This is a genomic window from Pedobacter puniceum (assembly GCF_009674685.1).
GTDB lineage: Bacteria > Bacteroidota > Bacteroidia > Sphingobacteriales > Sphingobacteriaceae > Pseudopedobacter > Pseudopedobacter puniceum.
Map to the genome: position 1 here is coordinate 224,466 of NZ_WKJI01000001.1, position 16,480 is coordinate 240,945.

The window sequence follows — 16,480 nt, forward strand, 5'->3', positions numbered from 1 at the left end:
AATAACTTGTGGCAATAATTCTCGGAATAGAATCTTCTTGTGATGAAACCTCGGCATCTGTATGTATAGACGGCGTAATAGCATCTAATATTATAGCAAACCAAACTATTCATCATCAATATGGTGGTGTAGTACCAGAATTAGCTTCCAGAGTACATCAACAAAATATTATTCCGGCTGTTCACCAGGCCATAGTTGAAGCAAAAATAAATAAAAATCAGATAGATGCAGTAGCTTTTACACGCGGCCCTGGTTTATTAGGCTCTTTATTAGTGGGAACCTCTTTTGCCAAGGCTTTTGCTCTAGCAAATGAAATACCATTAGTAGAGGTAAACCATATGCAGGCACATATTTTAGCTCATTTTATCCCCAACCAAAGAGAGGATAAAAAGCTTCCTGAGTTTCCTTTTATTTGCTTAACAGTTTCTGGAGGGCACACCCAAATTGTTTTGGTTAAAGATTATTTTGAGATGGAGATTCTAGGAGAAACTACAGATGATGCCGCAGGCGAAGCTTTTGATAAAACAGCAAAAATTCTTGAACTGCCTTATCCAGGAGGGCCTTTAATAGACCAATATGCTAAAACGGGTAATCCACACGCTTATCAATTTCCAGAACCACAAATACCGGGCTTAAATTTTAGTTTTAGCGGCTTAAAAACTTCTATTCTGTATTTTGTTAGAGATAACGTAAAGCAAAACCCCAATTTTATTCAAGAAAATCTAGCCGATATTTGTGCTTCAGTACAGCATCGTATTGTCTCTATCTTGTTAAACAAGCTTAAAAAAGCTGCTCAAGAACATCAAATTAAAGATATTGCCATTGCTGGCGGAGTATCAGCAAATTCTGGCCTACGTACCGCTTTAACAGCCTTGGCGCAGCAAAAAGGCTGGAATGTTTTTATCCCAAAATTTGAATATTGTACAGACAATGCGGCCATGATTGCCATTGCTGGTTATTATAAGTTTTTGAAAAAAGATTTTGTTGGCCAAGATGTTGCGCCTTTAGCTCGTATGCCTATCGTATGAGGTATTTTACCCATAAAAGAAAACTAAGCGGGCTTGCTATTATTTTAGCTGGATTTTTTCTTTTGGTTTTTCAGCACTTATTTGCTTACACCGGACATTTTGGTTTTGATGATTTAAATTATGCAGAGCTAGCTCATGCTTTTTTTCAAAAGCAGCCTATCTGGGATAATACTTTTACATTTCGATTTGGTATTGTCGTTCCTTTAGGGATTTTATACTGGCTTTTTGGTGTTTCTGATGGTGTTTCTATCATTTTTCCCATGTTGGTTTCCTTGGGTTTATTGCTATTAGTTTATGATCATCTAAAAGGAGAAACCTATAAAACTTGGATAGCCACAGCTATTTTACTTTCAAACCCTTGGATAACTTTTTATAGCGACAAAATTGGAGTAGATATTCCGATTACCTTTTTCATATTGCTAGCTATTACTTTCTTATATAAAGTAAAATATAGTGTTTATTGGCAAAGAAAGCAGGTTTTAAGTGGTCTCCTGTTTACAAGTACTATTTTCTTAGGTTTATTAACCAAAGAAACTATTTGGTTTATATTTCCGCTAATTGTTTTTTTCTTTATTGTTGATTTAGTAAGACTTCAGCGAGTAAAATTTTGGTTTAGCGCTATACTTTCGTTGAGCTTATTATTGGCTGTTTATTTTTATTGGCAATATTTACAATTTGGTAATTGGTTTTATAGGTTCGAACTCATCCAAAAATATGATAATACCAATTTATGCTCTTACGATAGACAACCTTTAGAGGTGGTTTTAAATCGTGTTAGTTACGAGTTATTTCTTCACTTTTTTAAAGAAGCTGCTTTTATATTGCCTGTTTTAGCGGTGTTTTTATGCTTAACCAAACACACTTTTACCAATAGCAGAACTAAAGAGAACTTTTGGCTTTTAAGCGCTATCATTCTTATTTTAACTGCTAATTTTTGGAGTATTTCTTATCATTCTTACCATCCGTTATGCGTTGATATCAGACATTATTTATTCATTATGCCTGTATCTGCTATAGCTATTGCTCATCATTATAAAAAGCTGTTTAGATTTTGGCCAATTATTTTCCTTTTGGCTACAAGTATGCTCGTTATTATTTTGGATGAATACTGGGATATAAAGACTGTTGCTATCTATCAAGCAGTTTCTTTAATTCTAATTTTTGGTTTGATGCTAGTATTTAAGAAACATCAAAAGTATATTTTCTTAGGTATTGCTTTGTTGCCTTTGCTTAATGTATTTGTTCAGAAGAAATCGTCTGATGAGTATAATTATGCTGAACAAAGATTAATAGCTCAAAAATTCATCAGAGATAAGAAAAATACAACGGTTTATGCTTCAGAGACCCAAATTAGACTGTTTAAATATTATTTAGGTTTTCAATTTGATAGGATAAAATTAATTCCATACGAAAACTTCCAAAAGCTTGAAGATGGCTATCATTATTGGAATTATCATGCTGCTTATGCTGCTGGAGAATTAGATTTTGTGCCCCCTCAAGTAAATCACTTTTCTGCATCAGAAAATCAACTTTTAGATACACGTGATATAAAGATTTGGCGCATCAATAAAAAAGATTTAGAAGATAAGCAAGAATTTTACGAAGCTAAAAAGTCTTCTTTATGGGAGGGCTTTACAGCCGATACAGTTGTGATAAAACCTCAAGATGAGTTTGGTCCAACTTTTAAAACAACCATTAATCCGGATACGAAAAGAATAAATATCTCAGTTAAATGGAGATTAAGAAAAAGGGATATGAAAGGGGCAACCTTGATTTTTACTTTAGAAGAGCAAGGTAAAATGATTTTTTGGAAGCCATTTAGTATATATTCTGATAGGGCCGTGGTAGATAATTGGTATGTATTGTATAAGTCTGTTAGGTTTGAAAATTTTAAGATTTCTAAACAGGCAGAACTTAAAGTTTATATTTGGAATAATTTTAAAACAGAATTGGAAATTGCCGAAGCTAGCGTTTCCTTAGTAAGAGCTCATAAAGATTAAAGATGAAATACCTAATTGTTGGTCTTGGAAATATAGGTCCTGAGTATGCTGATAATCGCCATAATATAGGTTTTATGGTGTTGGATGAATTAGCAAAACAAGAAAATGCTAAATTTTCTATGTTAAAGCTAGCTTATTATACAGAGGTTTCTTTTAAAGGCCGAATGCTGCATCTAATAAAACCAACTACTTATATGAATTTGAGTGGCAAAGCTGTTAGTTATTGGATGAAAGAACTAAAAATCCCGATAGAAAATGTTTTGGTAGTTGTTGATGATTTAGCCATTCCTTTCGGTTCTATCAAGCTGAAACCAAAAGGCAGCCCAGCCGGACATAATGGTTTAAAAAGTATTGAAGGTTTGTTAGGTTCTAACGAGTATAGTCGCATTAAATTTGGTATTAGTGATCATTTCCCAAAAGGCCGCCAGGCTGATTATGTTTTAAGTGGTTTTGACCAAGATGAGCTACCCGATTTACCCGCTTTGATAGAGCGTTCTATTGCTATCATCAAGAGCTTTGTAACAGTTGGTGCAGAACTTACCATGACTAATTTTAATAACTTGAAACTGCCTAAGTAAGCTTTTTATTTTTGTGGATTTAAGAAAAACTAACTATTACGCAAAGGGCTTTCTTACCCTAGCCGGGTATCGGCTTCTTTCTTTTCCTTGATGAAAGGAAACAAAAACGAGGAACGAGTTTATGAATGCCTAAGAAAAACTATAAACAAAAAATGAATAAATCAAGGCTGATGAATATTTGTTGTTTCATCTAAATAAATCTTCATCCACAATCCTGAGTGGTGGGAGTGGTTTTACTTGATGAAGGTATCTACAACACCCGTCGGATTGTTTTCTGCCAGTTTTTTATTAAAGTTTATGCAAAAGATTTATTTGACTCCAATCCAAATCTTCATAGGCCATCATTCGTTGTAGGTAAGTTTGATTTAATATGAGTGGAATTTCCTAAATATTCGCTCTTGACTTACTTTCTACTCAGTACTTTATACTTTCTACTTCCAGAAAGGAACAACCATTCAAAAATCACAGCCTAACCCGAAACGCATGAGCAATCCCCCAGAGCCGGAAAGACGAAAAATCAGAAGCAGAAATAATTACAATCTTGCACAACCAAGCCTATAGCGAATGCGGTTTTGCGTTCGAGTTTATAAAAACTTTCATAAAGCATAAATGAGCAAAAATAAGCGCTCACTGTTTTTGAGTGTACATAGGCCTTGTGCGGCAAAGGCTCCTGCGGGATTGTTCAGGACTTTTGGTTCCTTTTGGTCCCGCAAAAGGAACGAGCCTAGCCGGCGATAGAGGCGGATAATTTTTCTTATAAAAGATTCCTAAACTATAATATGGTTTACGACTCATCGATGTAATCGAGAAACCATATTAAGCACTCGTTACAAACGAGCGCAAGAAAAGAATTTTCTTATAAAAGATTTCTAAACTAAATATGGTTACGACTTTATCGATGTAATCGAGAAACCATATTAAGCACTCGTTACAAACGAGCGCAAGAAAAGAAGAGCGGATAGTTTTTCTTATAAAAGATTTCCAAACTATAATATGGTTACGACTCATCGATGTAATCGAGAAACCATTTTAAGCACTCGTTAGAAACGAGCGCAAGAAAATTTTCTATAAACTCAATTGAAGCTTATCAAGCTCGGTACTGATAAACTTAATCTCTTCTTTTGATAATTGTACCCTTGCAGCTTTAGCATTTTCTACCGCTTGTTTTGCGTTTCTGGCACCAACTAAGGCTATGGTAATACCTGGTTGTTCTAACGTCCAACGGAGTACAATTTGAGAAACCAACATATTTCTTTCATCTGCTAAAGGTTTTATCTTATTTAAGAAAGCATCAACTTTAACTAAGTTTTCATCTTTAAAGAAATATATTCCAGCTCTATGGTCGCCTTGATTAAAAACATGACCTGGTTTCATTTTACCTGTAAGTAAGCCTCTTTCTAAAGGGCTATAAGCCAAAATGCCTTTGTCATGAGCTAAACAATAAGGAACTATTTCTTGCTCAATATCTCTTTTAACCATGCTATATGGTATTTGATTAGAAGCTAGTTTGATGTATTTCTCCGCCTCAGTCATTTGTGCTACATCGTAGTTACAAACACCCGCATACCTTACTTTCCCTGCTTTAATTAACTCTTCCACGGCTTCCATGGTTTCTTGTATTGGCGTTGTAACATCTGGCCAATGAATTTGATAAAGGTCTATATAATCTGTACCTAATCTTTTAAGAGAATCTTCACATTCTTTAATGATACTTTCTTTGGCAGCATATTTATAAATATCTATATCCTTACCAAAATTATCTACACTTTTAAAACCAAAATCGCCTTTGTTATCATCCCAACGCATCCCAAATTTGGTGAGTATTTGTACTTTATCTCTGTTTAATTCTTTTAGAGCTTTACCTACCAAAACCTCACTATGGCCTTGCCCATAAATAGGAGCTGTATCAATTGCGCTTACACCTTCATCATAAGCAGCCAGCATAGCTTTAATAGCTTCTTGGTCATCTGCACCACCCCACATCCATCCGCCAGCTGCCCAAGCACCAAAAGTAATTACGGGTAATTCTAAATCTGTATCTCCTAGTTTTCTGTATTGCATAATTTTAATTATTTACCATTTTAATGCCAGCCCAGCATAGTAGTTTCTAGTTGCAGCCGGATTAAAATATCGGTTACCAAAAGCATTAATATCATTACCTAAACTGTATTGTTCGTTTAATAAATTATCAACAGCAAAAGTAATGTGTAGCTTAACTTTACTAAAAGGCACTATATAATTAAGCTTAGATTGTATTAAATGGAAGCTATCAGCAAAAACGGTTTCTGCATCGTTTAAAGATGTTTTACCATTGTATTGATGTTGAATAAAAAGATTAAGCCTATCTAAAATTAAGACATTTAAACCATTAACCCAGTTAAGTTTAGGTACTCCTGTAAGCATATTTCCAGAGAAATTGCTGTTGCCGATGATGTAGTCTCTAAACTCAAATTTAGAAATGGTTATAGCGTTATAATAGTCTAAGCTTTTTAATATTCTCCTTTCAGATTTAATGATATTAGCATTCAACTGAATTTCTGCACCTAACTGATTAGTACCACCTGCATTAACATAAAAATCTTCATCATTAGTATTAACCCTTCTCACAATAGCATTGTCTAAGCGGTAATAAAAAGCACTTACATCAGCATAAATGCGTTCATCTCTAGTTCTAACCCTTAAACCAGCTTCATAATTCCAGCCTTCTTCTGCGTTTAAAGAAGTATTAATAATTCTGTTTGATGGTCTTATTTCATCTTTAGTAGGTGTAGAATAGCCTTTACTTACTAAGGCCCTTAAAGAAAAATGCGGAGTAACTAAATAAGATAAAGCAAGTTTAGGCATTAATGTTGGGTCAAAATTTACATTACCTTGTGCTGCTATTTGCGGTGATTGTGGAAGCGTTCTAAAATTAAATCTGTTAAAGTTTAAACTTACAGAAGCTTCTGCTTTAAATTGAGGCGATAATTGAACAGCGACCCGGTTAAATATAAACTCGTTAAAATTTTTAATTTCGTCGGCATCTCTTAAAGTTGTTGGATTACCTGCTTGGTTACCATAATTAAGGAAATCTGTCTTAGTTCTTTGGTATTCGTAACCTAAGTTCCATTGCAATTTAATAGGACTGGTTTCTTTATTTTTTAATTCTAAATATGTTCTTAAGGCATAAGAATTCTCATCTCTAAACTCGTAATTGGTAAAGAAAGGGTTTTTAAAATCGGTTATTAAACCCGATATTCCAATATAATGTCTTAAGCTATTGGTTATTTTATAATCATGACTTAAACCTAAAAACACACTTTTATTATAAATACCAGTATTCAACTCTTCTGCTCTAGCTCTTGCTGCTCTAGGATTTTCTACTAATTGTACTTCTGTTAAACCACCTGGCGTATTATAATTCATATCAGCATAAAAGCCAGAAAATTTTAAAGTTCCATTTTGGTTGTACTTCCACTTTTGTTGAGTTTGAACAAAAAGTCTTCGCATGGCGCTATTGATACGGTAGCCATCTGCTTCTTGGTATGCTTGGTTAAAACTATATTCATAATTTTTAACCTGATTTTGCACACCAAAATGTTGTCCAAATAAGCCAAATGAGCCTCTTCTGGCGCTAAATTCTGATGTTTTTTCTGCTGATGAGGAATTAATTAAGACTACACCTCCAGAGTTTGCTCCAAACAAACTCCCGTCTGGGCCTTTCAAAATTTCTATTCCCTTAACTGTATTTTGGTCTATTAAATTCAAGTAAGTATTACCACCAGCATCTGTTAAAGGAAAATCATCATAATAAACTTTTACATTTCTTACCCCAAACGGAGAGCGGATTAAACTACCTCTGATAGATAAACGATAACTACCTGGTGAACGTTCTTCCATTTTTACACCACTAATGCTATTTAAAGCGGGTAATAAGGTGTTTTGCGTACGCTGCTCTAGCTGTGCTTTATTAATAATGGTAGCTGTTGCTGGTAAGCTGATGAGGATTTGCTCGCCCAAATAAGCATTTATTTTAACTTCATTAAGTGTTTTAGTGCTATCTAATTTTTGAGCCTGTGTTGTACCAGCTACTATTGTAGCTAGTAATAAAAGATGTAGTTTCAAAGCGTTATGTTATGGTTTATTTGCTGATATTTTGAAAATAACTCCTGCGGCATCATCTGCAACCAATAAATTTCCATCTTTTAAAAAGCATAAGCCAACCGGTCTTCCGTATACTTCTGAGGTTGATGAGTTAGCAATAAAGCCTGTTAAAAAATCTTGTGGTTTGCCTTTTGGTTTGCCATTTTCAAACGGCACAAATATAACTTTATATCCCGAAAATTCTGAGCGATTCCAAGAACCATGTTGGCCTATAAAAGCTGCATTTTTATACACGTTCGGAAATGTGTTTCCATTGTTAAAAGCTAATCCTAAAGATGCTGTATGAGCTCCTAAAGCAACTTCTGGGACTATTGCTTTAGCAACAAGTTTTGGTTTAGGGTCATCTTTCCAGCGTGGGTCTGGGTGTTGTCCAAAATAAGAATAAGGCCAACCATAAAAACCATCTCTTTGTACACTAGTTATGTAATCGGGTACTAAATCATCACCTAAATTATCACGCTCATTAACAGCAGTCCAAAGGGTAGAAGTGCCAGGCGCCCAATCCATACCAACAGGATTTCTTAAGCCCGTAGCAAATACTTTTTCACCTGTTCCGTCCGGATTGATTTCTATAATACACGCTCTTCTTACTTCATGCTCCATACCGTTCTCGCCAACATTACTTCCAGAGCCTACAGAAATATAAATTTTCTTGCCATCTTTACTAGCAATAATATTTCTAGTCCAATGGTTATTATAACCTCCGGCAGGAAGACTTAAGATTTTATCTCCTTTTTGAGATATTTTATTTTGTGATGTTTGATAAGGAAACCTCATTAAGCCATCCGTATTAGCAACATAGAAATAGTTATTTAAAACCAGCATCCCAAAAGGCTGATTTAAATTCTCTAAATAAGCTAGTTTAACATCGGCAACACCATCATTATTGGTATCTTTTAATAAAGATATTCTGTTGGCGCTTTTGCCTGTACCAGATTCGGCTACAAAAATATTTCCGTCATCAGCTTGGTAAATCCAACGGGGGTTATCTAGTTCAGTAGCAAATTTTGTTACGGTAAATCCTTCTGGTGCTATTGGGAGTTTATCGCTAGGCCAGCCTATAACTTTACTGATTTTTGTACTTGGTTGTGTCTCAAAAGGATTTGGTAATGCTAAAGAATCTTGTTGCTGACTTTGCTGTTTGTTGGCAGAACCACAGCCAGCTAATATCAATGTAAGTAAGGTAAAAACTGTGTTTTTCATATTTACTATTTTAAGGGTAACTGATAAATTTAATTTTTGTTTTTGATTGTGATGAATCAGCTATTCAAACAATTATGCCAAAGAAGTGTATAAAATAGGTAAATCATTAAATTAAACTCATTATGAAAACACTAAAATTAGGATTAATTGCAGCAGTTTTTTTAACAGCTTGTTCTAATAATCCAAAAGGAGACAAAGCGGCTACCGCTGATGCTGAAGCTGTTCAAACTGTTGATGGTGAAACTTTAAATGTAGACCCTGCTACCTCTAGTGTAACGTGGACAGGTAGTAAGGTTACGGGTAGCCATACAGGAACTATTAATATCCAGTCTGGAAATGTAGTAATTGATGAGGGTAAGTTGGTAGGTGGAGAGTTTATTATTGACATGGCATCCTTAACAAATAAAGATTTAGAAGCAGATGCAGAAAACAAGGCAAAACTTGAAGGTCATTTAAAAGCTGATGATTTTTTTGCTGTAGAGAAATATCCAACAAGCAAATTTGTAATCACGAAAGTGACTTATAAAGAAGACGGTAAAGCAGAAATAGCGGGTAATTTAACTTTAAGAGATATTACTAAAAACATTTCTTTTATTGCTGAAGCACCTGCTGCAACTGAAGATGGTTTTCATGCTATGGCAGATTTTAATATCAATAGAAAGGATTGGGGTGTGATGTATGAAGGAATGAAAGACGATTTAATTGCCGATGAAATTAATCTGAAAGTTCATTTAATGGCAAAAAAGTAGATGCCTAAATGATGTATAAAGAGAGGTCGGGATAATCTAAAAATCCCGACCTCTCTTTTTTAAAGCTTTGGTGTAAATTTTAAACAAACTGGTGCGCCAACATTTACAGTCTCTCCCGTATAAGTTAAAAGACCGGTTTTTGTGTCTCTTTTAAAAACAAAAATATCATTACTATCTTGATTGGCTACTAAAAGAAATTTATCTGAAGGGTCTATATTAAAGTTTCTTGGTGTTTTTCCTTTGCAGCTAACGTTGTCAATTTTAGTTAAAGTGCCATCAGTTTTATTGACTTTAAAAATCACTATTTCATTTGCACTACCACGATTTGTTGCATATAAATAATTTCCATCTTGTGATAAATGAATATCTGCAGCGCCATTAGTACCTTTAAAATCAGGTGTATTCATGCTGATTCTTTGTACTTGCTTTAACGCTTGGTTTTGATAGCTGTAAACACTAACATGTGCAGTAAGTTCTTCTACCAGATACGCAAAAGTTCCTTTATTATTAAAGATAAAATGTCTTGGTCCGCCACCAGGTGTAACGGTAGTAAAAGCTTGTTTAGCAGGTACAAGAGGTTTGCTTGCATCGGCTTGGTATTGGTAAGCAAAAACTTTATCTGCGCCTAAATCAGGCACATAATAGTGGCTACCATCTACAGATGGGTAAATACAATGTGCATGAGGTTTATTTTGTCTCCTTTCGTTGATGCTTGTACCTTCATGCTGTATAAGCTGGCTTAAGGGTTCTACTTCTCCACTAGCTTTAACAGGGAAAACGCTAACACTACCACCACCGTAATTAGCTGTAAAAACATGTTTACCATCATGAGTTAATGAAATATAACATGCTCCAGGACTAGTAGTAGGCTGAAAGTTCTTGTGTGTAATTTCTCCAGTTTTATTGTTGAACTCAAAATAACTCACACCCGAGGCTTCCTGCTCACTCACACTGTAAACTTTAGTACCTTCTTTGTTTATAGTTAAATAAGATGGGTTTTTGATACCTTCTGTAGTGTGTTCAAGTTTAAGTTTTCCGGTTTTACTATCAAACTCGTATACAAATATGCCTTGGTTCTGGGTTCTGGTATAGGTGCCAACTAATAAATGATAATAGCGTTGCTTTTTGTTTTGAGCGTTTACTGATAAACTTAAAGCACAAATTAAAAAGGTAAATAGGTTTAATAAGAGATTTTTCATACTCCTAAAATAGGAAATTCAACCAGATATAAATCTAAATTTGAGCAGAAAAATGATTTGCTACAGTCTGATAGTTCAATAATGTTGAATTATAATTTGGAACATCTGCATTAATAAATAAACATGTTTTTCCTTTGATTAAGTTTATCACTTGTTGATTTAGCTCTTGAGGTACAGCAGGGCAACCATGGCTTCTACCTAATCTTCCGTGTTTACTAATAAAATCAGCACTTACATAATCTGCACCATGTACAACAATAGCTCTGGCTCTAGCTAAATCATTGATGCCTTTATCTAAACCATCTAACTTTAAGGATAGTCCATGTTTGCCAAAATAAGTTTCATTGGCAATATAAAAGCCTAAACTACTTTGATGAGATTCTGCCTGATTAGAGAATCGTATTGCTTTATCATCACCACTTCCTCTGCCATGTGCTACATAACTATGCAGTAGTAATTTTTGATTTTTGATATCAATTATCCACATTCTTTTAGATGTACTTGGCAAATCAAAATCTATAATGGTTAAAATATTTTTATCACGATTTAACAGATTTGCTAATTGCATATTTAAAAAACCTGTGAAAGCTTTTTCAAATACAGTTTCTGATAAACCAACTTCTTTAAGATTAATTTTTTGATAAGTAGCCTGTATAAAATTTTGATAGGTTGCAGCAGTATCTACAGAAGTTTTTTGAAGTGTAGTATCTTGAATAGAAACTTGTTTGTTTTTTAAAACTGGGCTTTTCCAACTGATATTGGTTAAGGTGAAAATAGCTAAAAATAGTACTAAAATGGTAACAGAATAAATGTTGAATCTTTTTTGTATTCCTCTCATAATGAAGATGTTTTTCTTTGTATTCCTAAATATATACCTTTTTAAACCAAAGGTAATCATGTTTGTCTTGAAGCTGACTTAAAATCAACTTTCGGCTTACCTTTAAATGACCTTTGCGTATAAATACTGGTAATTTTTTCTCTTTAATACACTTTTTTTGCTGTGATATAACCTATATAAGGCCAACTTATCTAAAAGCGGAATAGCCTTATTAGAACGTACTTCTTGTTGATGTTGAAGACTTTTAAAGATAATGTTAGCCAGCATATTCTCTTGTTTAAAAGATATATTAGAATGCCCCAATAATCCTAAAGCATGTAATAATTCATGTCTTAATACTTCATGTTTTTTAGGATAAATAAGTGCCGGATGCAAGTAAATAGCGGCATTAAAAATTTGCTTCTTGCTAATAGTTGGTTTCATATAACCTAAAGGGCAATTTTGCTTTAAAGTTTCAAACCTATTATGATAACTTGTCGTATCTGCATCAAAATGTATTTTTAAATTACCCTGATTTTTAACCAAGCTTATATTAACATTTAAATAGGGTTTAATATCTTTTATAATTTCTTGTACAGTTAATGCATCCTCTAAGCTGTAAATGCCAGATAGTTCTACTTGAATAGGTTTTTGCCATTTAGCATAGCTATCCTGTTTATAAAAAGTGGTTTCAGCAAAATAAAGCAACTCCGTATCGCTATATTCATGCTTTACGATATTAAAAGGTAAGGTTATAAATAAGATGATAAATTGTAACAAGCTGATAATCTTTATTCTTTATACGTAAAAGAAAAAGAAATATTACTTTAGTTTATATATTTAGGTATAGTAAATGAAAATGTACTGCCTTGGCCCAGAACACTTTCTACCTTAAATTCTCCGCCACATTTCTTAACTAAATCATTACAGAAGTATAAGCCTAGCCCAGTGCCTTTCTCTTTTTTAGTGCCTAATGTACTTTTGTTTTTGGTGGTAAATAAATTATCAATTTGTTCTTGAGACATCCCAATACCACTATCTTTTACTTTAACCTCATAATTATTTGGATGCTCTTCTAGTTGGATGATGATTTCTTTATTTTCATCAGAAAATTTAATAGCATTTAGAACCAAATTTCTAATAATAATCATGTTTAACATAGCATCCAGCTTAAGCCTAAGCTCAGGATTTATTTGGTTAATGATATTGATATTTTTCTCTTTTGCAAAAGGCTGTAAAGAAGCTGTTTTTTCATTTATAAAAGTGAATAGGTTTTGCTCAGTGATTTTTAAACTAAATCCTTTAAGTTGAGATTTGGCCCAAAAAAGTAAGCTGTCCAGAATTTCAGAAGTGTCTTTTACGTTTTTGGATATTTGTGGGATAAAACTTTTAAAATCATCCGCATCTAAAATATTGTTTTCTAAAAGTTCTAATACAGATGAAAGATGTCCAATAGGTTTCCTTAAATCATGAGAAATGATAGTAAATATCTGATCTTTATGATTATTTAAGTCAGAAAATGCTTGAGATTGTTTATTTAATTCTATCTGACTTATTTCTATTTCATGGTTTTTTTGAGCTAAATCTTCGTTAATCCTTTTCTGCAGTTGATGATTTCTAAAGCTGATAAAAGTAAATATCCCTAGTGTAATAAGAATAAAAATGACCAAAGCTAGGGTATACCTCTGGGTTTTTATTTTTGATTCTAATACTTTTTGTTCTTGATTTTTGAGGAGATTTTCTATTTGACTTTTTTTATCATAGTCTCTTGTTGCAATTAATACAGCAATCTGCTTTAAATTATCTTCTAGCTTTAAAGATTCTTCTAGTTTTAATGCTTCTTCTTGGGTAGCAAATGCTTTTTCAAACATTTTTTGTTTAGCATAGGTTTCCTTCAAGAATTCTAAAATATTTATTTTTAAAGGAGTTTGCTCTGTATTTTTACAAAGCTCTAAAGCCTTTAAGGCTACATCTTCTGCCTCTTTTAATTTATTCTGCTTATTTAACAAATCTATCTGATGAGCTAAAGCAAAAGTTTTGTGAAAAGTTAAAGATTTTTGGTCTGCAATATTTAGTGCTGTATCTAAATAGGCTTCAGCTTTATCAAGAGTTTTGTTTTTAATAGCTAGCATTCCCAAATTGCTATAAGTTAAACTCACAATCTCATGCTCTTGTAAGTTCATCGCTTTTGCTAATTTTAACGCTTTTTCTAAATAAAATTTAGCTTTTAAAAGCTCGTTTTTACTTAAGTAGTTTGCTCCTAAGTTTTCATAAGCATAACAAAGCGTAGCCGTATCTTTTAAACTGATGGCAATAGCTTCACTCTTTTTGAGGTAATAAATAGCTTTATCGTAAATTTTTAGTGTAGAAAAAAGCTGACCTAAATTACTAGATGATGTACCTAATGCTTCGTTATTTTTTAGAGCCTTATTTAAAGTATAAGATTCTAAATAATGTAGAATAGCCTTTCCATAATCGCCACTGTAATCATAACTAACGCCTAAATTGGTATGTACATCGGCTATTAATAATGTGTCTTTTTTCCCTTTATCTAGGCATTTTTTGTAAGTTTCAACAGCTTTAGAAGTTTCATCTAAAGATTGATAGCAATAAGCAATATTAAATAAAGCTTCTGCTTCAGAAATATCAGACTTTAAAAATTGTGCATTTTCATAGGCTAATTGAAAGTTATCAAGGGCTTTTTTGTATTGATAATCGTCTAAAAGAACATTTCCTTTAAGAAAATAACCTTTAAACAGGCCAAATTTATATTGGTGTTTCTTAGAAAGCGTTATAACATCTTCGCTTATTTTAAACACCTCTTTTTTATTTTTCTTTATAGCTTTTGCTTCTTTAATGAGCTTATTAATTTCAATGGTGTCTTTTTGTATGTCATAGCCGTAAGAAGCACTTACCAGAAACATATGAACAATGAGAAAGAAAAAAAAGTTATAAAGCGTAAATCTTTTACAAAACAACGCTTTAAACGCTTTAAAAATTAGGTTATGAATTTCTTTTTTTCTCATTATCAAATCAGCGGAGCTAAAGTACTTGTTTTTAAAAGATTAGAAAAATAGATTTAAATTATTTTAACTGTTTTTTAATTTTTTAACTCTGATATTGCTTTTAAGCATAAAAAAAGGGATAAATTTCTTTATCCCTAATCTATAAGTTTATTTGAAAAACTTAGTTCAATATATTCTTCCAGCTTACAAGTTTTGCAATCATATTCTCTAATTCATCAATAGCAACACGTTCTTGTTCCATGCTATCTCTATGTCTTATGGTTACGGTATTATCTTCTAAACTTTGATGATCTACCGTAATACAGAAAGGCGTACCAATAGCATCTTGTCTTCTGTAGCGCTTGCCGATAGAGTCTTTTTCATCATAAGCCATATTAAAATCTAATTTTAAACGGTTCATGATTTCTCTGGCTTTCTCTGGCAAACCATCTTTTTTGGTTAACGGTAAAACAGCAGCTTTGTATGGCGCCAATGCCGGGTGCAGGTGTAAAACACTTCTAGAATCTTGCTTATCAGCTGTGCTTAAATCTTGCTCTTCAAAAGAGTTTATCAGCGTAAGCAAAAAGAAACGGTCTAAACCAATAGAAGTTTCTATCACGTAAGGAACATAGTTTTGATTAATTTCTGGATCAAAAAACTGCATTTTTTTACCAGAAAACTCTTGGTGTTGACTTAAATCAAAATCTGTTCTAGAATGTATACCCTCAACTTCTTTAAAGCCAAAAGGGAATTCAAATTCAATATCTACGGCCGCATTTGCATAATGCGCTAGTTTGGTATGGTCATGAAAACGGTATTTATCAGGATTGGTACCTAATGCTAAATGCCATTTTAAACGGGTTTCTTTCCAATGCTTGTACCATTCCATCTCTGTGCCAGGGCGTACAAAAAATTGCATCTCCATTTGTTCAAACTCACGCATACGCATGATAAATTGGCGAGCTATAACTTCATTTCTGAAAGCTTTACCAATTTGCGCAATCCCGAAAGGTATTTTCATCCTTCCAGATTTTTGAACATTTAAAAAATTCACGAAAATACCTTGTGCAGTTTCTGGTCTTAAATAAACTTCATCAGAACCATCTGCCATAGCACCCATCTGGGTAGAAAACATTAGGTTAAACTGACGAACATCCGTCCAATTTCTTGTACCAGAAACAGGGCAAACAATTTCATGTTCTTCTATCAAAGCTTTTAAGCGTGGTAAATCTTCTGCTTTTAAAGCTTCATCCATATCCTGCTGAAGTTTCTCTGCTTTATCAGTTTTACCGTCTTTCTCGTATCTGCTGATTTTATCCTCTAATAATTGGTCGGCTCTGTAACGTTTTTTAGAGTCTTTATTATCAATCATAGGGTCGTTAAAGCCATCTACGTGTCCACTGGCTTTCCATATTTTGGGGTGCATAAAAATTGCAGAATCAATACCTACAATATTTTCATTCATTTGCACCATGGCTTTCCACCAATAGGTTTTGATGTTATTTTTCAACTCGGCACCTAATTGCCCATAATCATAAACAGCGCTAAGTCCGTCGTATATTTCACTGCTTTGGAAAACAAAACCATATTCTTTAGCGTGTGATATTACATTTTTAAAAAGTTCGTCGTTATTTTTTGCCATGATGCTGCAAATATAACATTGCAGTAATTTTTAACTCTATTTTATGCTAATTTTTTTTAATGTATGGATAAAGGCTTATTTATAAACCTCGCTGAATAATAATATATTAGCAAAAC

12 protein-coding genes are annotated in these 16,480 nt (G+C 33.3%); 4 read left to right on the top strand and 8 right to left on the bottom strand.

Annotated features, from left to right (window positions below):
* Nucleotides 1–8: 8 nt before the first annotated feature.
* The 3 genes from tsaD to pth are packed head-to-tail and all read left to right on the top strand — an operon-like array spanning nt 9 to nt 3,606.
* Nucleotides 9–1,028 (top strand): tRNA (adenosine(37)-N6)-threonylcarbamoyltransferase complex transferase subunit TsaD, encoded by a 1,020-nt coding sequence (gene tsaD / locus GJJ64_RS01050; protein WP_317162888.1) that lies wholly within the window; start codon nt 9–11, stop codon nt 1,026–1,028.
* Nucleotides 1,025–3,028: an ArnT family glycosyltransferase gene (locus tag GJJ64_RS01055; RefSeq protein ID WP_154285932.1), complete on the top strand. Its 2,004-nt coding sequence runs from the start codon at nt 1,025–1,027 to the stop codon at nt 3,026–3,028. Before tsaD ends, GJJ64_RS01055 begins: the two co-directional genes overlap by 4 nt.
* Nucleotides 3,029–3,030: 2 nt before the next feature.
* Entirely contained in the window at nt 3,031–3,606 is a 576-nt protein-coding gene (gene pth, locus GJJ64_RS01060) for an aminoacyl-tRNA hydrolase (protein ID WP_154285933.1), read from the top strand.
* 1,065 nt (nt 3,607–4,671) lie between these two features.
* Here pth and GJJ64_RS01065 read toward each other — a convergent pair.
* Genes GJJ64_RS01065 through GJJ64_RS01075 form a run of 3 tightly spaced genes read right to left on the bottom strand, consistent with a single transcriptional unit; the run spans nt 4,672 to nt 8,952 of the window.
* Nucleotides 4,672–5,667 (bottom strand): aldo/keto reductase, encoded by a 996-nt coding sequence (locus GJJ64_RS01065; RefSeq protein WP_154285934.1) that lies wholly within the window; start codon nt 5,665–5,667, stop codon nt 4,672–4,674.
* Nucleotides 5,668–5,679: 12 nt separating this feature from the next.
* Nucleotides 5,680–7,710, bottom strand: a complete 2,031-nt coding sequence (locus tag GJJ64_RS01070) for a TonB-dependent receptor (protein WP_154285935.1) — start codon at nt 7,708–7,710, stop codon at nt 5,680–5,682.
* Between the two features lie 9 nt (nt 7,711–7,719).
* Nucleotides 7,720–8,952, bottom strand: a complete 1,233-nt coding sequence (locus GJJ64_RS01075; RefSeq protein WP_154285936.1) for a PQQ-dependent sugar dehydrogenase — start codon at nt 8,950–8,952, stop codon at nt 7,720–7,722.
* A gap of 122 nt (nt 8,953–9,074) precedes the next feature.
* On the opposite strand from GJJ64_RS01075, the gene GJJ64_RS01080 reads away from it, so the two are divergent.
* Nucleotides 9,075–9,701: a YceI family protein gene (locus tag GJJ64_RS01080; protein WP_154285937.1), complete on the top strand. Its 627-nt coding sequence runs from the start codon at nt 9,075–9,077 to the stop codon at nt 9,699–9,701.
* A 59-nt stretch (nt 9,702–9,760) separates the two neighbouring features.
* Here the strand turns inward: GJJ64_RS01080 and GJJ64_RS01085 are convergent, their stop codons facing one another.
* The 5 genes from GJJ64_RS01085 to GJJ64_RS01105 form a co-directional block, all read right to left on the bottom strand.
* Nucleotides 9,761–10,900, bottom strand: a complete 1,140-nt coding sequence (locus GJJ64_RS01085; RefSeq protein WP_154285938.1) for a lactonase family protein — start codon at nt 10,898–10,900, stop codon at nt 9,761–9,763.
* 34 nt (nt 10,901–10,934) lie between these two features.
* Nucleotides 10,935–11,738: a murein L,D-transpeptidase catalytic domain family protein gene (locus GJJ64_RS01090; RefSeq protein WP_154285939.1), complete on the bottom strand. Its 804-nt coding sequence runs from the start codon at nt 11,736–11,738 to the stop codon at nt 10,935–10,937.
* A 102-nt stretch (nt 11,739–11,840) separates the two neighbouring features.
* The gene (locus tag GJJ64_RS01095) at nt 11,841–12,497 is read right to left on the bottom strand and encodes a hypothetical protein (RefSeq protein WP_154285940.1); all 657 of its coding nucleotides are present in this window, start codon (nt 12,495–12,497) and stop codon (nt 11,841–11,843) included.
* Nucleotides 12,498–12,544: 47 nt separating this feature from the next.
* The gene (locus GJJ64_RS01100; RefSeq protein ID WP_195759198.1) at nt 12,545–14,641 is read right to left on the bottom strand and encodes a tetratricopeptide repeat-containing sensor histidine kinase; all 2,097 of its coding nucleotides are present in this window, start codon (nt 14,639–14,641) and stop codon (nt 12,545–12,547) included.
* Nucleotides 14,642–14,903: 262 nt separating this feature from the next.
* Complete coding sequence (locus tag GJJ64_RS01105) at nt 14,904–16,364, bottom strand: glycine--tRNA ligase (protein ID WP_154285942.1); 1,461 nt, start codon at nt 16,362–16,364, stop codon at nt 14,904–14,906.
* Nucleotides 16,365–16,480: the final 116 nt, after the last annotated feature.